We start from the raw sequence: 20310 nt of genomic DNA on the forward strand, positions 1-20310 counted from the left end.
GTCACCGGTCTGGTGGAGTTTCCAAACAGCTTCTGCGCGACGTCAAATTTCACCGACATCGATCACTCCAGACGTCCCGGGGGGCCTCCCGAAGGCATCGACAAACGCCTCCCTAATTGGTCGGCATAGCCAGTCAGATAGTGCGCGAGTGCCGCATCTGCGCCTCCGCCCGCGGCCGAAAGGCGGGCGGCCATCTCGTAGAAGCCGGCCACCAGCCACTCCATCGTCGACATCGCGAACGTGTGCCGGCCGTCGGGTGCCACCAGTCGGCGACGCTGGCCGGGCCCCAGCGTCCGGCCAGGACACCCAGCTGCCATTGACTCGCCAGCCTCGGTCATTCATCTCGCAGGGGGAGCCGTCGCATGTCAGCAGGTAGGTGAACTCCTGCAGCCGCGTCACCCGAGGAGAACACAAGGTCCCCGGCCGCCCGTTGCGGGCCAGATGGCGCCCGCGGAACGGCCTGGCCCCGCCTCCTCAGTGCCGTCCGGACACAGCCTGCCAGCCCGTTCACGAAGCGGCAGCGAAGTCATCCTCCAGGTATTTGATCTTCACGTGAGCGTGCGCACCGCCGCCTGGCGTGATTCACCAGGATCGGGCGGGTCGTCTCCGAGTAGACGGCCATGGCCTGCCGGTAAGTGAACGGCACCGCCGTCGCGTACTGCTCGCCCACGGCCCACCCACCGGTAGAACTTCCCCAGCACACTCATGTGCTGGTTGCAGGTCGCCGCCCCCAGATACTGCTTCGGATCCCGGCTCGACCGGTCCACCGCGTATGCGCTCAGCAGGTACCTCCCCCACGACGACGGCGCAGGACACCCGTCCGACGGCCGTAGTAGCAACCACTTGTTGGCCACCGCCGCGGCCCGCGGCCCGCGGCCGTCCTCGAAGCGCAGCGTTCGAGCGATGGGTCCCACTACTCGATGCAGCAGGGACGGCGACGGACGGCGGCACGACGGCCCGTCTGCATGGCGTCTGGCGCGGCAGGAATTCATGCTGGCCGCGTCGAACCCGAAGGCCCTCATTTTGTTCACCGTTTTTTTGCCGCAGTTCCTGGCGCGCGACGCCGACAGCGCAGCTATTCTCTTGCTGGCCCTCGGCGTCGCCTATATCGGTGTCGAGTTCTGTTGTGCTTTCGGTTATGCGGCGTTGGGGAGCCGTCTGAAGAGCATGGGGATCACCCGGCGGGCTCGGCGGTTATTGGATGCGCTGACGGGGGTGGCGATGCTGGGCCTGGCCGGCTGGTTGGCAACCGAGCAGCACTGAGACGAGTGCCGTCAGTGGTTGCCGAGCGGGAGGATCGGGATGCCTTCCCGGCGGCAGTAGGTGGCAGGTCGCCGGACGGCTTGGTGCAGGGAGCGCCAGTTGCTGATGGTGCGCAGCAGCCCGTCGTCAGGCGCGCTGTGCCAGAAGCGGTTCTCGTCCTGGTTGCCGAGGACGGAGCAGAACAGGGATACGGCCAGGGTGATGCGGTGGTCACGGGTGACGGGGGTGACCGCGTGATACACACGGCTTCCCCGGGTGAACATGGTGTCTCCGACGTGCTGGAACGGGGCGGTGTGCACGTCGGGGTGGGCCGATCCCTTGGCGGTGATCTCCTCGCGGTGGGCGTCGAACTGCCGGGGATGGCCTCGGTCGTAGATGTAGTCACCGCCTTCGTGTTCCTCGTGATCGGTGAGTGTCATGGTGAAGACGTAGTTCATGCCGTCGAGGTGCCACTTCGCGACGGGCGGAGCCTGTGAGGGGGCGGGAGGCCCGTAGTAATTTGATCTGGACTCCCGCGTAGTGTACGAGCGGAAGTGCATGCTGTCGGCTTGTGGTTTCCGCCGCGTCCAGCATGGCATTCCACTGCACGGTCAGCTGCCCGAAGAAGGCCCGGACTGCTTCCGGTGCGTGTTCGGGAGCCGCAGGTGCCCGTAACTGCTCGAAGGGCACGGCGTCGCCGTTCTCCAGGAGGTTGATCAGGGTGCGGTACGGATGCAGAGCGGGATTGAACTGTCTGGTGGCGGTGTGGCGGCCGACCATGATGGACCGGTCGAAGAGCCGCTGGCGCTCAATGCGACTGCCTGCCGCTCGCGCTGCCGTGTGCACGCAGTTCCGAAGGCTGTGGCCGTCCCAGAACGTCATGGGGACGTCCTCGGCCGGCTGCTCGCTGTGGAAGAAACTCATCCGGTACGGCCAGCGCGACTCCTTCCACCGCGGGGCCCACTCCAGGGAATAGCGCCCCAGCACGTCGATGACGACGACGGACCGGGTCCGGTTGCGGCGGACGGCAGAGAAGAGCTGGGTGAGTGCCGACTGCAGTTCGTCGGCGGTCAGGTGGGAGTAGGGCACTCTGCAGGAAAGGCAGATGTCGAAAGGGCTGTCAGGCAGATCGGTACGGATGTCGCCGTGCCATAACTGGGCGTCGTCCTCGTCGTGCTGAGTACGGGCGGCGAGTTGGAGAAGTCCCTCGTCGAGGTCCAGGCCCCGGTAGGTGGTGCACCTTCCCGTGTGCGTTCGTCGGCCGGATCGGGAACCGGCCTACCCCTCCTCAGCGATGCCCCGGTGCGGGGAGCCCGTGCGTGCCGCCTGAATCAGCACCCTGTGCGACATCCCGTGAGGCCCCGTCTTTCAACCTGCCGATGCAGGAGCGCAGTCACTTGTGGGACGACGGGTGAGAGCCGTGGATGTCAAGGTTGAAAGACGGGTTCCAAAAGAAGCTCAACGGGACCAGGGCCACCGCCCCTTCGGCATGCTCGTTGCCTACAGCCGCTGTGCCTTCCGATCCAGCGCCCACACGTAGTACCAGCGGTTCTCCCTCAGGTCCCGCGGCGTGTTCTCCGCGAACGCTTTCACGCCCTGCCACAAGCCCAAGCCGCCGAGGCCAAGCGCACCCACGACCGAGGACAGCGCGGGTCCGTAGACCGCGACCAGGACCACGGGCACCGTGCCCATGGCGGCCTCGGTAGCGCCCACCCAACGCTTCCGGCGGATCTGCCGCATCTGCGCCGTCACCTCAAGAATCCCGTCTTCGATGTCCCTGCCGGTCTGCCGCAGCGCCGCGTCCGCCTGGTCAGCGTTTATGTCCGCATCCATCTGCTCGAAGCTTGTGCGCAGGAAGTTGCGAAAGCCGCGGTAGGCATCGAACTCGCCGATGGTGATCTTGCTGAAGTCCCTGAGTCCGACGCCGTCGATGAATGGAAGCTCGCAACGCAGTACCGGCCGCACGAGCCTGCCCATCTCTGGCTCATGTCCGGATGCTTCGACGGCCCGCCGATCCCTGGCCAGGAACCGGAGCGCATCCAAGCACGCAGGTCTCTCCTGGATCACACGGTCTTCCCGGCTCACGCGCTGCCGCCGCACCCTCATCTCCCACGTCGGCAAGTACCACGCCAGACCACAGCTCAACAGCGGCTCGGCCTGCGCCAGCCACCTCCCGAGCGCCGCAGGATCCGGCACCCGCACCCCGACCTCGAAGTCGTCACGCTGCCACTCCAACCTCCGCCCCCTGATCCTTAACTGGTGACGCCGGCGCGTCGGAGAACTGTGGTAGTCCGGCCCCGCGTACGTCTCGTCACCTTTGAACAAGGAGTGAAAATCACCCGTCCCACCGTGCGAGAGAAGGAGCGTGTCCGCGACAAGCACTGCCCGTTTCGTTACAGAGTCGAACATGTTGTCCCCTGCCGCGAGGGCGACGTGATACCTGTTCTCGGCCAGTTCGCTCATATTGCTGACCGGAGCGAGGAAGCTAGTCCGGTTGAGGCCAGCGCGCAGCCGAGTGGTCAGCCTGTCGTCGTCCAGAAGTGTCGCCGCGTAGTGCAGCGCAGCCTTGTGCGGATCAAAGCGCGGATTTCTGCCATCGAGCTGCCAGCCCAGGCTCCGGTAGTAGCGGCGCATCTGCCGCGCTACAGCTCTGTTTTGCACCGGGTCCGGCTTCCCCCATGGCATGACACCTAGTATCCATACGCAACATGCCATGCGCCCACCATGCCGAGGTACGGGCAAGCGTATGACCGAGGGGGCTGCTGGGATGCGAGGCCGTCGGCCAGAGGTGAGGCTGGTGCCATGACCGAGCCCCGTGTGATCGTCTACCCGCCGTCAGAGACCGGTGGCCGCAAGGTACGTGTCGGCGATCAGATACTCGGCACCGCGTACAGCCTCCGGGACCTCACGGTGTTCCTGCAGAACGCCGGGCTGAGTGGTTGGGACGAAGTGGATGTCGCCGAGTCGGGTCTGATCGAGTGGTATGAAGGCGGGCCAGAGGTGTGGAATTCCTGAGCAGGCGAGGAAGAACTCGTCGGCACAGAGCGCGACGTGGAGATGGTTCTCGACGAGCCCTACACCACGCTGCCACGTGCCTTCGTGGTCGGGATCTATGCCGCCCGCCGGCCCACGCTCGCGGCGCGATGCGGCCCAGGCACCCCGATGCCGCAGACTGCTACGAACAGCTATGTAGACGTCGCGCCGCGCGTTCGTCTGGGCTGCGGTTTCCTTCCTGCTCTGCCTGGACTCCCCGCTTCCACCGCGGTACCGCAGCCGCCAGCTCCTGGCGGACCTCCTGTGACATCGGCCAGCCCAGGACCCAGTCGATGATTTCCCGGCCACCGCACGGAGCTTGATGTTGCGGTGCTGAGAAATCTCTTTGAGCACGTCCCATCCGGCGGCAGGCGGCAGTTGGTGCACGGCGATGAGCACCCCGATGGCTTGGTCGATCACCGCATGCGACTGAACCGCCTGGCGCAGCTGCGCGTTCTCCTTGTTCAGGCTCGCGATCTTCTCACCGGCGGTTTGAGAGGCAGGGAAAGGGGGCGGCTGCTCGAGGCGGGAGAGCATTGGGAACCTCATAGCGCGGCGTGAACAGGGGCCTGCCTTCACCGGTGCCCGGTCTCGGCTCTGGCACGCGTGCCTCGCTGGCAATCACACGAAAATGGGGCCTGAGCAGCGGTTCTGCCGACGGGCCCCTCAGGGCACCGGTGAGGGTTCGGCCACGCGAAGTAGCCGTGAGCCGCCCGCCGTTGCGTCCGGTTCCTGTGTCAAGTCGTCGTACGGCTCCAAGTCGGCCCAGCAGTCGGTCCCCTCCTCCAGGTGGTGCAGGAGGACGCCCTCGCGGAGGGCCCACGGGCAGATCATCAGTGTCTTCACGCCGCTCAGTTTCATCGCGGAGTGCCCGACGATCGCTCCGGCCAGGCTCTGCCGGGCCCGAGGGGCGGAGATGCCCGGCAGCTCGGCCCGCTCGGCGGCGGAGAGCACGGCCAGACGGTCGATCGCTCGGCGCAGGTCGCATCGGCGCAACACCCGCTCGACGAACGGGCCATCTCGTCCCGGAGCGGCACCGCACAGCCGGCCCAGTTGCTGGAACGTCCGTGAGGTCCCGACGGCGGTGTGCGGGTTCTCCCAGCGGATGCGGGTCGAGACGTCACGCAACTGGTGGCGCGCCTTGCGGCGCAGGGCAGCCACTGCCGACGGCGGTGGACGGTCCGTCGAGCCGAAGAACTCGTTGGTCAGCCGGTTGGCGCCCAGCGGCAGGGAGACCGCGTACTGCGGCGTCCTGCCGCGGCCGAAGGCCACTTCGAGGGAGCCGCCGCCGATGTCGAAGAGTGCCAGCGGGCCCGAGCGCCAGCCCATCCAGCGCCGGGCAGCCAGGAAAGCCAGCCGGGCCTCCGTCTCACCCGACAGGACGCGCAGGCGCAGGCCGGTCCGGCTGTGTACCGCCCGCAGGACCTCCGATCGGTCGGGCGCGTCGCGCATGACGGCGGTCGCGAAGGCCAGCGGCTCCGGCGCGTCCCACTGCCGCGCCACCTCCCTCGCCGCGCTCAACGCCTTCACCAGGCGCTCTGTGGCCGCTTCCCCGAGGCGGCCATCGCTGCCGACCTGTTCGGAGAGACGTAGCTTCCACTTCGCGGTGTGCACCGGCAGCACCACCCCGTCCTCCACGTCGCACACAGCCAGTCGGACGGTGTTGGAGCCCGTATCCAGCACGCTTACTCTCATGGGCTCCGGGGTACCCCTCGCGGGGCACGTGATGCGCCAGGAGCAGAACGTGAAGGCCGCGACGTGAGCAGATCGAAGGACGTCAGCCAGCACGGGGGAAGGGCTTGCTCGGGCTCGGCTGTCGGGCTCCGCCGCGCGAGGAGGGAGCTCTCCCGGACGGAGCCCGACGCAGCCAGGGATTGGGGGGCGATGGTCTGGGCCTGCCCACTGCGTGGCGGCATCGACGCCCGCTCGGAGCGGTTCACCCCTCAGCGGCCCAGGGCCTGCTTGAGTTCCTTCTTGTTCATCGACGAGCGGCCGTCGATGTTCTTCTTCTTGGCCTCCTCGTACAGCTGGTCGCGGGTGGGACCCTGCGCGCCACTGTGCGAGCGTTCGCCGCCGCGCTGGGATGCGGACTTCTTGTCACGCGTCGAGGTTTTGCTGGCGGACTGGGACTCGCCCGCCCGCGCGCGTTCCTTGTTGACCGTTCGGGAGGCGATTTCCTTCGCGCGCTTGGTGGATGCTCCGCGGTCCTGTGCGCTTTCCTTGATGTGCTCGTACTGGCGTTCACGCTTCTTGCTGGATCCAGCAGGCATGGGACAACCTTTTCTTCGGTTCTGATTCTTGTGTGTGGCTGCGCGAGCTGCCGTGTCCTTGGCTACCCGGCCACCCCTATCGCCTCGGCACGGACCTGGCGGCAGGACTTGGTGATGAGGCGAGAGACGTGCATCTGCGACAGGCCGAGCTGCTCGCCGATACCGCTTTGCGTCATGTCCCGGAAGAAGCGCAGGTACAAAATGGTCCGCTCCCGCTCCGGCAGATGGCTCAGCCCCGCCTTCGCCGACACGCGATCGAGCACCAGGTCGAACCCGGGATCGGCCGCGCCCAGCAGGTCGTCGAAGCTCACGCTGCCCTCGACCGAGGTCGCCATCTCGGCATCAAGGGACAGTGACTGATAGGCGTCCATGGCTTCCATGGCGTCGTGGACTTCCCTCGCGGTCAGGCCGGTGAGTTCCACCAGCTGCGCGACGGTCGGCTCCGGGCTGCCCGGCGCCTGGGCGAGCTCGCGGCGCGCCAGGCGGACTCGATTGCGCAGTTCCTGGACGCGGCGCGGCACGCGGACGTCCCAGGTGTGATCGCGGAAGTGGCGGCGCAGCTCGCCGGTGATGGTGGGTACGGCGTAGCTTTCGAAGGCGCCGCGCTGGGGGTCGTAGCGGTTGACGGCCTTGACCAGACCTATCGCGGCGACCTGGCGCAGGTCTTCCAGGCTCTCGCCCCGGTTACGGAACTTCTGTGCGATGCGGTGTGCCATCGGCAGCCAGGCAGCGACGAGTTCCTCGCACAACAGGTTCCGCTCCGGGCCCTGCGGCAGCCCGGCCAGGTGACGGAAGGACGCAGCGGTGTGCGGGCTGTCGTCGTGCGCGCGCGGGTCGCGGCTGCTGGCGGACGGATCCCGGGGCATGGGAATTCGCTCCTCGGCCATGTCTACGCGGTGTACGGAACACCGCGGCGCGGCCATCGTGCAGCCCCGACAGAGGGCTCGCGCGAGTCGGCGATGCCGCTCCGCGAACGCGCCTCCTGCCCGAAGCACGATGATCGCCTGCCTTTCCACTCTCCGCGCAAACGAGCGTCCCCGCCTCCTGAGACCGCCCGCCGGGTCAATGGGGCAGTGGGCCGGCGACGGCCGGCATGGTCACAACGACAGTGCGAACGCCAGCAGCCCCACGGCGACCAGGACGACGACCGCCAGGATGATGACCAACGGCGCTTTGGCCCAGCCGGTCGTCGGGTTGTGCGTCTCCTCCGGCCCCGCACCCGGAGTACTCCCCTCTGCAGGAGGCGTCTCGCCCGGCGGCACACCGCCTCCCGGTTCAAGCCCCGGCGTACGGCGGGGGTCCGGGTCCGGATTTCTGCTGCTCGTTCCACTCATGCACCCCGAGTGCCCGCCGAGCCGTGATCGACACGCTCTCGCGATGATCTGCGTTGACCCACGCCGACCTGGACTGTTGCCTGCTGTCGTCGGCGGCCTGATCAAGTTGGCCCGGTGGGTGCCAGACCGGCGCCGATCCGGCCTGGGGGCACCGCGTTCACGGAGAACTCAAGGCCCACGGACGGTGTGCTGGTGTCCTTCGTGCGCCGCAGTCTTCACCACGGCCAGTACGAGGACTGGCCGTCACCAGCCACCACCTGGTGGGCAGTGCGCCCGCGCTCCGGCCGCCGCCCGCAATGACGTCGCCATGGGCTCCGACGGGCTGCACGGCTTACGGGCCACCAGACCTTGGATCCGCCGCTTTCGGATTTCCGGCAGATGCTCGAGTGCCCACCTGTTTGGTCGATCCGGCCCTTCGATGGAGCACGCCCCGGGTAGTTGTGTGGGTACGTTTAGTGAGTGAGTGGCTGGTGTTGTACCGCTTTGCGGATCCTCCTTCGGTCCGCGGCTGCCGTGCTGGCTTCCCTGCTGCTCACGCTCAGCGGGGAGCACCATGTCGCAGCGCTTCGCTCAGGGCCTGTGGAAAGTGGAGGCGCGGCGACGGCCGAGCTGTGCATTGGTGAGAGTGCCGCGTTCGTCCCCACACAGCGGCGCCTCTCCCGATCTGCCCGGGACAGTGCGCCTCGTGGAGCACAGGCACGCCAGGCGTATCCCACCCCCGTACGCCACAACCACCCCTGTACTACGCATCAGCCGAAGATTCTTTGGCAAGAGCGTGCGGCCCTTGCCGCTGCTCGGGCTCACTATCGCGTCCTGCGTTGCTGACCGTCCCGGCCCCGCTATCTGCGGGAACGGCGTTGTTGACGGCATACATCACTGCAGGAGAACCACCATGGCCATTGATCCCGCGCGCGCATTGGACGGCTACCTGCGCGCGCAGATCCAGCCCGTCCATCACTCACCTCCCGCCCCCGAACCTGTTCGCCGCCCCGCGGGCGAGGGCGGTGCTGTCCGCGACTCGGGAGTGGCAGGGCCACAGCCTGAAGCCCAGGTCGCTCCCGCCGTCCGGCGTCGGCGTAACCTGCTTGCCCGGGTCCTGCCTACGCTTCACGCATCTGCGCGTCCCAAAGACACGCGGCAGACATGAGCACCGGCGGGCGGCGCGGCCCTGCAGCCCCGGGCACGACCGAGGCAACGACGGGGCGGCCCGCCTCTTCAGTTGCTCAGGTCGCTCAACGTCAGTGGCTCACTCGCTTACACCTTTTGCAGGATGTAGGTGCCAGTGCCGTCGGCCTTGCCCGTGCTGTACTGCCGCATGCGCTCGCCGTCTGCGATGCGTTCCTGACCGATCATGGAACCGGTCTGCTTGACCTGCAGGCCGACCTTGTCCGACCCGGGAACATCCCGGTAGACGTAGAAGCGCTGCAGATCGTCCGTGGTCCGGCAGGTGCCCTCCTGGAGCTTGCCGCCCTCCCCGGTCGCCTGGCCGGCTTCGAGGGTCAGGCATTTGCCGCTCGCGCGGGAGATGAAGACGTACTCGCTCTTTCCATTGCTCTCCGGGCCCCGGCACACGTTCCACTGCTGTCGCGGGGAACTGGACCACCCGCGGAGCCCGAAGTCACCGGCGCCGTCCTGGTTCCACCAGAAGAGCCTGCCGTCCGGAGTCCCGATGCGGTAGGAGCCCGCCTCACACGTGAACCCCGGCGGCACGCCGTTCACCGCTGCCGGACCTCGGTCTGCCGCGGTCGCCTTGGCCGGCGTCGGCGTCTTCACGGAGGAGGGCCGGTCGGTTGCGCCCTCACAGCCGAGCTTCTCCTGCGCCTTCTTCATGAGGCTGTTGGCGGGCACGCTGTCCTCGCACCGGATCACACCCTCCTCGTTCTCGGAGAAGGTCGTGTAACTGCTGCCCGGCCGCTCGACCCAGCGGGTGGCGAACTGCCCGCCGCCCAGATCCACCCGGTCGCAGTTGACGCTCGCGTAGGTGCCGGTGACCTTGCGCGTTCCCTTGTACACGCCGTAGTAGCCCGGCTGGTTGAAGTTCCAGGTGATGACCTGGGCTTCGCTGCTGGTGCTGCCGGTGGACGTGGCCACCGTGCGGTTCACGCTCGCCCCGGCCTGAAAGAGGGTGGCGATGTTGAACCCGGTGTTGATCGTTGTCGAGGTGCTGACCTGGACCGTGATCACGGTCTGGGTGCTCAGGGTGACCGATTGGCTGCCCGTCGTTCCAGAGGTCACGTAGTAGGACTTGAAGTGCGTGATGACCGGCTCGACCACCGCGCTCTTGATGATCGGGTGTCGCTTGCCGAGATCATCGGCGGTGCACGGAGTGCCCGGCTCGGGGGTCTCCGCCGCGGTGGCGGGCCCGACTGCGGCGGTCACCGCTGCGACTGTCGACGTCGCCACGAACGCCAGGGCGAGGGCACATCTGCCCCAGCGACCAGGCGCGGATCTTAATCGACTCACGTGGGTCTCTCCTCTGCCATCTGCCGGGCGCCCACCCACCAGGCGGGAGGAGCCCGGTGCGCGAATGCCGTGTGCGGGCACAGCTCAACCGCACCGAAACGGCGCGTCAAGGCCGATGACCGGGAATGACGGGTTCCGGACTCGTCTGTCGCATTTCCGCACCGCGATGCAGGACAGCCCGGGCGTCGCACAGACCCCTGTCTGGAAATGCTCCGGAACCTGTCGACATCGAGTGTGCCGAGGGCGACGCCACCGTTCTGCACTTCACTCCGGATCCACCGGCAGTCTCAAGGCCGCGATCCAGACGTACGGCAACCGTCTGGTCCTGCTGCGCAAGGTGGTGATGAGCGCCGACACCCGGGTCGGTCCCGGCGACAAGAAGATCCTCACCGGTCCCGTCACCCACGCCTCCGGGATGCCGCTGCTCGGTATCTTCTTCGCCGGCGGCTGCGCGGTGATCCTGCCGCGCTGGGACCCCGAGGAGTTCCTCGCCACCGTCCGACGCGAGCGTGCCACCCACGCGTTCGTCGTCCCGACGATGGTCAACAGCGTGCTCGCGCTGCCCGGCGCCCGCACCTACGACACCTCCAGCCTGCGCCAGCTGATCTACGGCGCCGCGCCCATGTCGCCCAGGCGCATCCGCGAGGCCTGGGAGTTCTTCGGCCCGGTGCTGTCCCGGGGATACGGGTGCGGCGAGACTGCCTCTGGGGTGCTGTTCCTGCCGACCGACGACTCGACCGCAAGAAGGACATGATCGTCTCCGGTGGGTTCAACATCTACGCCGTCGAGGTCGAGTCCGTCCTGCACCAGCCCCCCGACGTCTACGAGGCGGCCGTCGTCGGCGTCCCCGGCGAGCAGTGACCGCGGCGGCGACCGTCAGGCCAATGCCGCGCTCCATTACAGAAGACGCTGAGTCAGAGATAGTGGTCGCCCATACGGAACCCACCAGAGCTCGAACGCATACGACACGATCTGATCGAACTCGAACTCGAACTCGAACATCGCGCCGAGCTCCATACCGGACGGGAGGGGACGCTCCATGGGGCCCACAGGAACTGAGCAACTGTTCGCCCTGCAGCGCCGAGAGCGGCTGATGGACCAGCTGCGGCTGCACGGGGCTGTTCGCGTACGCGATCTCGCCCGGGACCTGTCGGTCAGCGAACTGACGATCCGGCGCGACATCGCCGCCCTGGCCGAGCGCGGTCTGCTGACCCGGGTGCACGGCGGGGCCACGCTGCCGTCGGCGCTGGAGCAGGAGCCGGTGCGCCGGCGGCGGTTCGCGACGCCCGCCTTCACGCTCGGGATGGTGGTCCCGTCGCTGGACTTCTACTGGCCGCAGATCGTCAGCGGCGTCCGCAACGCCGCGGCCGCACACGGGGTGAACGTGCAGCTGCGGGGCTCCAGTTACGACCGGGCGGAGGACCGCAGACAGATCGTCCGGCTGACCGAATCGGGGCAGGTGCAGGGTCTGCTGCTCGCACCGAACCTGGACGGCGCCGACATGCGCGAGATGCACGAAATGATCGACTGGATCGGCAAACTGCCCATCCCCGTCGTCTTCGTGGAGCGGCAGACACCCCAGTGGACGCCGACGCCGCACCAGCTCGAATGGGTGCGCAGCGACCACGCGCTCGGCCTGGAGATGGCGGTCAGGCACCTGCACTCGCTCGGTCACCGCAACGTCGGGCTCGTCCTGTCGAAAGGCAGTCCCACTTCGGCTCACCTCGCCGTCGGCTGGCACCGCGCCTGCGGTGAACTCGGCCTGTCCGCCGACTTCCTGATACGTGAGAGCGTTGCGCTCAACGTGCCCGGGCACCGCGGGATCATCGGTGACATCCTCGACGGCTGCCGCCGCTCCCGTATCACCGCGCTCATCATCCACAGCGATCCCGATGCCATCTCGGTGGTCCAGTACCTGACCGAGCAAGGGATCCGTGTTCCCGACGACATGGCGCTCGTCAGCTACGACGACGAGGTCGCCCACCTCGCCGATCCGGCCATCACGGCGGTGCGGCCGCCCAAGGCGCTGGTGGGCCGTACGGCCGTCGAGATGATGGTGGCACGCCTCCTCGAAGGCAGCCGTCGGCCCGTCCAACGGGTCGTAGTCCTCCCGGAGTTGATGATCCGCGCCTCATCGCAGACCTCCCCGCAGCACCCTCTGTCCGGCAACGCGAACCGGTCCGCGCCGCGCCGCCCGCTCCCTGGACACCGCGGATGAACGGGCCGGCCGACGGCCCCGACAGCGATGCCGTCGGGGCCGTCGTGTTTCATACGCGCGGCTGGGCGCCGATCCTGATCCGGCGGGCACGCCAGGGGCCGCTTACCGCGCGGTGGCCTCCTTGCGCACCAGCTGGTCGTACGCCGCCTTGAGCCTGCTTGCGATCTGCTCGGCGCCGAGCACATCGAGGCCCTGCTGCCCGGCCACGGCGGTCTTCGCCGCGGCGGAGGCCTGCGCGAACACCCGCCAGGAGTCGGCCGTGTAGTCGTCCTGCTCCGGCGTGCCGACCTCCGCCAGAGCACGACGGACCGGTCCCGTGTCGACAGCGCCGTCCACGTCGCCGGAGATGGCGTTGAGGGCGTCGACGACGAGCTTTCCGGACTTCAGCACGAACCTCGCCTCGTGCTTGCCGTCCGGCAGGCCGCGCAGCGCGTACGTCGCCAGGCGCTTGTCGGTGGCGGCGGTCTTCACGTCCTTCGCGGCCAACGTGCCGTCGATGTAGACGTCGAGGACTGCGCTGCCGTCGTTGCCGCCGATGACATCGATACCGGTGCCCTTGAACGGGACGGTGACGGACGTGCCGGCCGCCGTGCTCGTCGACGTCGACCGGTACCAGTCCATCGCGTCGCCGAAGGAGGTCTTCTTGCTCCATGTGCCCTCGTAGGTCACCGAGCCGTCCATGTTGTCCAACTGGGTGTCCGCGTACGGCGTGTACCCGTCGATCTTCTCCACCTTCAGGTCGTCAAAAGCGGTCTTGTGGAAGTCGCTGCCGAGCTTGACGCGGCCTGCTGTCTGCGGAGTCGGGTCCTCGTACGTGTGGACGGGCTTCCCGTCGACGAAGGCCGTGATCGTCGCGCCCCTCGCCTCGATGGCGAGGCGATAGCTGTCCGACGCTGCGACCGTTCCCGTCTTGATCGCCTTGCCGTACTCGTAGAACGTCCATGCGCCGTCCGGGCCGACGCGCACGTTGTAGGCGGCGTCACTGATCGCCATGCCCTTCTGGTGCCGGACGCCCAGGGCGGCGAGTCCGCCGTCCCGGTCCGGGAAGGAGACGTCGACGGCGGCCTTGTAGTTCTCCCAACGGAAGTCGCCGACCGTGGTGTTGGGCGTGTTCTTGTTCCAGGCATGGGTGTCCTTCATGGACTGGTCCATGTGCTGGTACAGCACGCTGTTGCCGCGCGCGTCCTTGCCGACCTCCCAGGCGCCCGTCTGGTCGACCAGGTAGCGAGGCTGGTTGCCGCGCGCCTTGAGGTAGTCCTGGGACACCTGGCGCGTGCCGTTGGCCGTCCCCACCCGGACCTTGCCCTCCTCCTCGTAGCCGAAGTCGTCGGCGTACAGGAGCTTGTCACGGGTGTTGTGCTGCTTGCCGCTCGTATCGGTGTCGAGCACGGTACGGTCCCCGGACCGGGGCAGCCGCTGCTTCGTCTCCGGGTCGTTGCTCCGGTCGAGCGTCGTGAGGGTCGCGATCGATCGCGGCTTGACCGTGTACGTGTAGTAGCCGTCACCGTCGGGGCGGATCTCGTCGACGAGGTGCTTGAAGTTCGCGTCGTAGGCCTGGCCCTTGTCCGCCGCCCGAGTTTCCCAGATCTCCATGGCCGGGTCACCGAGCCGCATGTTCTCGGCTCTGAGCCGGTACGTCTTGGGTTGGTCACTGTCGTTGACGACGACCGTCGAGAAGTCCTTCTTGCGGGGATCGGCGAGCGTCATGTAACTCGGGGCCCCGTTCGAGCCGTCGAGGTCGACGGTGCCGCTCACCCCGCTGTAACTGGCCTCCGGCACGGTGCGCCAGATACCCGCCGTGTTCGAGTCGTTCTCCCAGCCGGTCTTCGCGAACTGGGTGAGGTGCTGCATCACGTAGAGGGACGCGTCGTAGTGGAGGTGGCCCGACCAGGGGTCGCGGGCGCTGACGAGTTCCTTGTGGCTGTACTGCGCACCTTCGTAGAAGGAGCCGATCGCCGGCTGGAAGATGTAGTGCGTCCGCTTCGAGTTCGCGTACGACTTGATAGAGCGGTTCGCGAGGTCGAGGGCGCTCTGGACGCCGCCGATGCCGGTGCTCGATCCGTTCGGGCCTTCGGTGTTGTTGACGCGGTAGTCGGTGTAGCCGAACGAGGCGACCCCTTCGCTGTACCAGACCTCTTTGTCCGCGTGGTGCTTGTTCTCGCCGGTGGCCAGCTTGGTGTACGGCAGATGCGTGTCGCTGTCGACGTCCCCTTCACGCCGGTCCTCGGTGTTGTAGTGATAGCCCACCGCGTCGACGATGCCGAAGAGTTCCTTGTCGCTGAGCACGGACGGCCCGATGTGATGCGTGTCGTTCTCGTCGGAGGCGATGATCTTGATGTCGCGGTAAGCCCTCCCCGCCTTCTCCCGCTGGTCCGCCGGGATGCCGTACCTCGGATTCGCGAAGTCCTTGTCGGTCACCATCGCGTTCTTGTACCGCTTGATGAAGGACTCGTCCGGATTCCGCGTCTCGTTCTTGTCCGGATCGACGTAGTCGACCATGTACCCGTACTTCTCGTACGCGTCGAGGATCGTCTCCTTGTACCACTTGTACATCTCGTCGTCGCCCGAGCCCTTGTCCCATTCCTTCTGGACCCATGCGGGCATTTCCCAGCGGAGAATCGAGACCTTCAGCTCCGGGTTGACCGTCTTGGCGTCGGCGGCCAGCTGGAATCCGGGAGAGCGCGACGCGTCGGCGAACTCGTCCGGAGTGCGCATGGTCGCCGGATCGGCGCCGGTCGACGTGTTCGTGTCCGATCCCATCTCGACCTTGACATGGTTGATCAGAGGGCGCTTCCCGCCGAACAGAACCCTGACCAACTGCCAGTACCGGCCCGGGTGCTGCGCCTTGTAGTCCATCAAGAGGTTGCTCGTGCTGTTGCAGCTGAGCACGCCGAGGCCCTTGTACGGCAGGCCGTTCCGGTTGTCGCTGCGCACGTCGTTTCCGTTGATCACGACGTCCACCGGTTCGGCCGCGGCGTGGGTGGGAGGCGCGGCGATCAGCCCTGACCCCAGTGTCACGGCGGCTGCCGCAGCGAGCGATGCCCATCTCAGTCTCTTGTGCATACTCATCCAGCTTCGACTCCTCAGCCTTCGTGGTGGCCTGCGCGTGGCGGCCCAAGGGATGCGCGCCCTCGGTGGGACGGGGCCCAGCGATCAGCCGAGGCGAACGTCGACCACCCGGATCGCCGATGGTGTGGTGCCGGTGGAGCGTTGTTGGTATTGGAACGACAGGACGCCGTCCACCGCCACTCTGGATGTGTCGATATTGACCTCGCCGAACGCGTTCATCGACGGTCGGTCGAAGACCAGGGTCCAGTCGGTCCAGCCGCCGGCCTTGCTCGCCGAGACGATCCGGCCACGCGGCATCACCAGGTAGGCGTTGTCGTTGCGGTCGAAGACAAGTTTCGTGCGTTGCGTGCTCCCTGGCGCGACCGGGACCTCGCGTTTGGTCCATGCGCCGTTCGAGTTGCGCACGACGTGGAAGGTGCGGCCGTTCTGGGTGCGTTGCTGCGCGTAGTTCGAGACGCACTGCGTGAACCGCCCCGGCACGTAGCTGATCACGACGTGGGGGGTGCCGGTGGAGTCCGCGTTCTGGCCTCCTGGTTCATCAGGCCGTGGTTCGGGTCCAGGGGGTCTGCGATCAGGCCCGGCGAGTTGACCGAGACCCGCGCGCCGCCGGTGGTCCCGACGACCGTGCCCGCGCCGTTGCGCCAGGTCCGACCCCGATCGTCGCTGTAGACGTAACCGGTGTCGTGGTTGGTCAGGCCGCCGGAGTTGCACAGCACCCCGGTGTTGCCCTCACGCCAGGTGAACGCCGCGTGCAGCCGCCCACGCCGGTCGTAGGTGAGACCGTGCAGATACATGTTCCGCGTCGTGGACACGACACCGTTCGGCCCGGTGTAGTTCCCCGTCGCGGACGACCACCCGCCCAGCTTCCGCCACGTGCCGCCCGTGTACTCGGCCAACTCGTTCACGCCGTTGCCCGACCCGCCGGTCCGGTAGCTGAACTGCAACGCGCCCTCGGGCGTCACGACGAACTGCGGGTACGTCATGTTCCCCGGGTCGACGCCCCCCAGCGTCCGTTGCACCGCACCGAAAACCGATGACGACCACGGGTGTGAACCCGGCTGTGTGGCGAGCCCTGCCACCGACTTCGAGTAGTACAGCCGGGTGTTGTGGGTGTCCATCGCGACGTGCAGGGTGCCGTCCTGCGGCGAGATTCCGATCGAGATCACGTTGTGCGAATCGTTGACGCTCAGCCGGTGCGGCAGCACGGACTTCTCCCAACTGCCGCCGCTCAACGCACGCCGCGCGACCACGGCGTTGCGGCTGGACGTGTACCACGCCGCGTATTGGTACCCGTTGTAGGTGATCAGCGCGTCCTGAAACGCGTTGTTGTTGACCAATCCGTCGTACGACACGAAGTACAGCGCGGACTGGTCAAGCACGGTGTCCGCCAGCAGGGTCACACCTGGCGCCGCGTGCGCGGCGGGGGGCCGGAGTACGGAGGTGGGTTGGAGTACGGAGGTGGGCTGGAGTACGGAGGCGGCGAGCACCATCGCCGCCACCACGCCCCTCACCGGACCACCCCGTCCACCTGGATCGTCTGGACGGCGCCCGCCGCGAACGGCACGCGTACGAGCTTGCCGCTCACCGTGAGGTCTTGGCGCCGCGTGTACCGGTCGCCGGATCCCGACGTCAGCGTCGACCAGCGGGTGGCCGTGCCGTTCGGCACCGTGGCGAACGGCGCGAGGTTGAACGTCAGGTTCTGCGCGGCACCGTTGTTCGCGGCAACGATCACCAGGCGGTGCGCGGCCGGGTCGTGCGCCGCCACCGCGTAATCCACGCCGGTGTTGATGATGCGCATACCGGGCCGGATATGCCGGGTGAACTGTGCCAGCACGTACAACTTCGTCTCCACGGCGCCGGCCTGCCCCGAGTTGCCGTCGTAGCGGATCGCACCCCAGCCGGCCGTGGGGTCCATCACCTGCCAGTAGCACCAGGCCGTCGGCTTCAGCCAACGGAAGTCCGCCAGCAGGCAACGGGCCGTCATCATGCCGCTGCCGTTGTTGTCACCGTGCTCGGAGTTCCACAGGATCTTGCCCGACGCGCGCACGTCGTTGCCCAGCAGATCACGACGGCCGCTGAGGCCCTGGTACCCGTGCACGTTGACCTGGCGCACCCGGCCCTTGGTGGCCGAGTCGAAGCTGTTCCAGGTGGTGCGGGCGAGGTCGTAGCTTGTCTCGTCGGATGCCGAGACCGCCACGCCACTCAAGCCAAGCCGGTCCAGCTCGGTGCGCAGGTTGGCGATGACGCTGCGCTGAGTCGTCGCGTCGATGTGGCAGCCCTCCTGCTTGCCGTCGGCCTTCCACCAGTTCGACGACGGCTCGTTGAACGGGTCCACCGTCCGGAAGGTCACGCCCCACTGGTCGCGGGCGCGGCGGGCGGTGGCGGCCAGGTGCAGCGCGTGCTGGCGGTGGTTCCACGACTGGAGGTTGTTGCCACCGTCTGCCGCGCCGGACGGGTTGTGGTTCGAGCACATCCACCACATCGGCGAATTGGCGAACAGCTCGCTCATCGCGCCGCGCTGGGTCGCCTTGACCAGCATCGCGCGCTGCTTGGCGTCGGCGTTCCAGTTCCACGCCGAGGACGCCGGGTCCTCGTTGCGCCAGTCCTGCCAGAAGCCCTCGATCTGCTTGAACCGCGGGATGTTGGGCGAGACGGCCATGCGCGCGCCGCCGACGTCGTTCCAGCTGCACGCGCCGAGGTTGTAGCGGGCGATGTTCATGCCGAGGCCGGGCAGCGAGGCGCCGTTGTAGCTGACCGTCTTGGTGGTGAAGAACAGGTCGGCGAAGTCGTCCCGGTTGCCGAACACGTTGGCCCACCAGGCGAGGGAGGTGCCCCAGCCTTCCCAGGCGCCCTGATCGGAGGCGGGGTCGACGCCCACGGTCGCGTCGGCTCGCGCCACGCCGGTGCCGAGGGTTCCGGCCGCGACCGCACCGCCGGCCGCGGCGAGCAGGGTCCGGCGGTTGATCCTTGCCGGCAAATCCATGGTGCTCTCCTCGTTGAAAGGTGACGCGGGCAGCACCGTGCGCCGTGACGCAGCGCTGTCGCCGCCCCCTGGCGGAGTGATGACGACACTTCAATGGCATGGCGTAGTGCCGGTCAACGGGACGAACAGGATCGATCAGAGTCGAACGAAACCGACCGGCCTCACGAGCTCACAGCTCCAAAGGCCCCAAAGGCGCGGTGGGGCCGAAGTGGGCGGTGGGGTCGCCACCCTCGCGGACACCAAGCTGCCGCCCGTCGTCGAGCCCCGCCGCGGCAGAGTGGACGTACGCGGTGCTGTATCCGTCACCGCGGGTCTCGCCCTCGCGGCAGGTCTGCTGTGGCTGTCGGCCGTCGAGCCGACCGGCACGTTCGCGGTCGACGTCCTGCCTGCCTCTCTGGTCGGCTCGGCCCTTGGCCTGGCAGCCCTAGCCGGTCGGCCGCCCGGGGTGGCGGCGCAATGCTTGCCACCCTCACAACTAGGCACCCCCTAGAGGTAGTTGACGTGCTGTTCGTCGGAGCTTAGTCTCACCGGTGAAGATACCCCCCAGGGGTACAGCTATAGATCAGGAGGACCGCCATGTGCACCACGTCCGCCGTATCGCAAAGCACGCCCGCCGTCGTCCGAGCGGGTACAAATGACAGCGCGCTGCCCGACTGGCACTTACGGGGCGAGTGGTTCGACGTATGCAGCTGTGCGCTGCCCTGCCCCTGCACGTTCGCCCAGGCGCCGACCCATGGAGACTGCCTCTTCACGCTCGTCTGGCAGGTTCGCGAAGGACACTTCGGCGACGTGCGCCTGGACGGCTTGGGCGTGGTGGCGCTGGGCGAGTTTGCCGGGAACATGTGGGTCGGCGACCCGGACGCCACGATGAAGGTGATGCTCTACATCGATGCCAAGGGCGACCAAGCCCAGCGAGATGCGCTTGAGCAGATCTTCGCCGGTCATGTCGGCGGCTGGCCGGGCCAGTTCGGCTCGCTCATCAGCGAACTGCGCGAGGTGCGGTACGCGGCGGTCCACTTCGACGCCGCCGAGGATCTCTCGTACTGGAGGGCCGGCGTAGCCGACAAGGTCGCCGTCGGTGCCACCGCCCTCACCGGACCCACTGCCGACCCCTCCCGCCGCGTCCAGCTGGTCAACGCCCCGGGCGCCGAGGTCGGGCCCGGCCAGATCGCCACCTGGGGCGTCGTCGAGAGCGACCGCGCGGAAGGGTTCGACTTCTCCCATGAATACCGCGGTGGATCCAGCAAGCACTTCCCCTTCGACTGGCGCCCTTGATCGCGGGCAGGGACAGGAAGGCGGTGTGGGGGGGCTCGTCCGGCGGCTGATCGGCGGACCCGGGGCGGTCGGCGCGGTCGGCCACACCGACCAATATTCCGGCCCCGTGCCCAGACAACCGGCGTATTCATGCCATGGCGTGCCTGTGCCGTGGCGCATGCACGTCGCGGTGTGAACGCGCAGCCCCAGCACGTGGATTGAGTCGCGGTGCCCCGACACCCTGAGGATAGGTGCCGCCAGCGGGCGGTGCCGCACCCTGTGTGAAGGAGAGACCTCAGTTGAGTATGTCGCTGAGCACCCCCGTGGAGCGAAACACGGGGCACCCGTCCGCCGCTCGATTCCGCATCCACGCCTGTGGCGCACACCGAGCAATTGCCCGGACGTCGAGCCGGGCGCCGCTTCCGGGCATGTGGCACCCCCGTC

General features: G+C 67.6%; 15 protein-coding genes and 2 pseudogenes. 5 read left to right on the forward strand and 12 right to left on the reverse strand.

Annotated elements, in window-relative coordinates; genetic code table 11:
- Nucleotides 1-990 precede the first annotated feature (990 nt).
- A complete protein-coding gene (locus AC0KTA_RS36305; RefSeq protein ID WP_481052437.1) occupies nt 991-1263 on the forward strand; it encodes a LysE family translocator in 273 nt (90 codons plus the stop codon).
- A gap of 11 nt (nt 1264-1274) precedes the next feature.
- Here the strand turns inward: AC0KTA_RS36305 and AC0KTA_RS36310 are convergent, their stop codons facing one another.
- The 9 genes from AC0KTA_RS36310 to AC0KTA_RS36350 form a co-directional block, all read right to left on the reverse strand.
- A complete protein-coding gene (locus tag AC0KTA_RS36310; RefSeq protein ID WP_481052438.1) occupies nt 1275-1682 on the reverse strand; it encodes a hypothetical protein in 408 nt (135 codons plus the stop codon).
- Complete coding sequence (locus tag AC0KTA_RS36315; RefSeq protein WP_481052439.1) at nt 1645-2331, reverse strand: hypothetical protein; 687 nt, start codon at nt 2329-2331, stop codon at nt 1645-1647. Before AC0KTA_RS36315 ends, AC0KTA_RS36310 begins: the two co-directional genes overlap by 38 nt.
- A gap of 411 nt (nt 2332-2742) precedes the next feature.
- The gene (locus AC0KTA_RS36320; protein ID WP_481052440.1) at nt 2743-3927 is read right to left on the reverse strand and encodes a hypothetical protein; all 1185 of its coding nucleotides are present in this window, start codon (nt 3925-3927) and stop codon (nt 2743-2745) included.
- Nucleotides 3928-4077: 150 nt separating this feature from the next.
- Nucleotides 4078-4812 carry an ANTAR domain-containing protein gene (locus tag AC0KTA_RS36325; protein ID WP_481052441.1) on the reverse strand — a complete coding sequence of 245 codons (735 nt, stop codon included), beginning with the start codon at nt 4810-4812 and terminating at the stop codon, nt 4078-4080.
- Between the two features lie 129 nt (nt 4813-4941).
- Entirely contained in the window at nt 4942-5970 is a 1029-nt protein-coding gene (locus tag AC0KTA_RS36330) for a Ppx/GppA family phosphatase (RefSeq protein WP_481052442.1), read from the reverse strand.
- A gap of 248 nt (nt 5971-6218) precedes the next feature.
- Nucleotides 6219-6545 (reverse strand): plasmid stabilization protein, encoded by a 327-nt coding sequence (locus AC0KTA_RS36335; RefSeq protein WP_481052443.1) that lies wholly within the window; start codon nt 6543-6545, stop codon nt 6219-6221.
- Nucleotides 6546-6607: 62 nt separating this feature from the next.
- Entirely contained in the window at nt 6608-7432 is an 825-nt protein-coding gene (locus AC0KTA_RS36340) for a SigB/SigF/SigG family RNA polymerase sigma factor (RefSeq protein WP_481052444.1), read from the reverse strand.
- 210 nt (nt 7433-7642) lie between these two features.
- The gene (locus AC0KTA_RS36345) at nt 7643-7879 is read right to left on the reverse strand and encodes a DUF6480 family protein (protein WP_481052445.1); all 237 of its coding nucleotides are present in this window, start codon (nt 7877-7879) and stop codon (nt 7643-7645) included.
- Nucleotides 7880-9133: 1254 nt separating this feature from the next.
- The gene (locus AC0KTA_RS36350) at nt 9134-10258 is read right to left on the reverse strand and encodes an RICIN domain-containing protein (RefSeq protein ID WP_481052446.1); all 1125 of its coding nucleotides are present in this window, start codon (nt 10256-10258) and stop codon (nt 9134-9136) included.
- A gap of 250 nt (nt 10259-10508) precedes the next feature.
- Here AC0KTA_RS36350 and AC0KTA_RS36355 point away from each other — a divergent pair, with 250 nt between their 5' ends.
- A complete protein-coding gene (locus AC0KTA_RS36355) occupies nt 10509-11096 on the forward strand; it encodes an AMP-binding protein (RefSeq protein ID WP_481056688.1) in 588 nt (195 codons plus the stop codon).
- A 285-nt stretch (nt 11097-11381) separates the two neighbouring features.
- Entirely contained in the window at nt 11382-12560 is a 1179-nt protein-coding gene (locus tag AC0KTA_RS36360; protein WP_481052447.1) for a LacI family DNA-binding transcriptional regulator, read from the forward strand.
- A gap of 102 nt (nt 12561-12662) precedes the next feature.
- On the opposite strand, the gene AC0KTA_RS36365 is transcribed toward AC0KTA_RS36360, so the two are convergent.
- From AC0KTA_RS36365 to AC0KTA_RS36375, 3 genes and pseudogenes are all read right to left on the reverse strand, one after another.
- Nucleotides 12663-15578, reverse strand: coding sequence for a GH59 galactosidase (locus AC0KTA_RS36365; RefSeq protein ID WP_481052448.1), 2916 nt, complete (start codon nt 15576-15578; stop codon nt 12663-12665).
- Nucleotides 15579-15713: 135 nt separating this feature from the next.
- Nucleotides 15714-17119, reverse strand: a pseudogene (locus tag AC0KTA_RS36370) (BNR repeat-containing protein).
- A 17-nt stretch (nt 17120-17136) separates the two neighbouring features.
- Entirely contained in the window at nt 17137-18612 is a 1476-nt protein-coding gene (locus tag AC0KTA_RS36375; RefSeq protein WP_481052449.1) for a glycoside hydrolase, read from the reverse strand.
- Between the two features lie 313 nt (nt 18613-18925).
- Between AC0KTA_RS36375 and AC0KTA_RS36380 the strand changes: the two are divergent.
- Together AC0KTA_RS36380 and AC0KTA_RS36385 are read left to right on the forward strand one after the other, a co-directional pair.
- Nucleotides 18926-19093, forward strand: a pseudogene (locus AC0KTA_RS36380) (MFS transporter); the annotation flags it as partial.
- A gap of 95 nt (nt 19094-19188) precedes the next feature.
- Nucleotides 19189-19887, forward strand: coding sequence for a DUF1326 domain-containing protein (locus AC0KTA_RS36385; protein ID WP_481052450.1), 699 nt, complete (start codon nt 19189-19191; stop codon nt 19885-19887).
- The last annotated feature ends 423 nt before the right edge of the window (nt 19888-20310 follow it).

The organism is Streptomyces sp. Y309, from assembly GCF_056712025.1.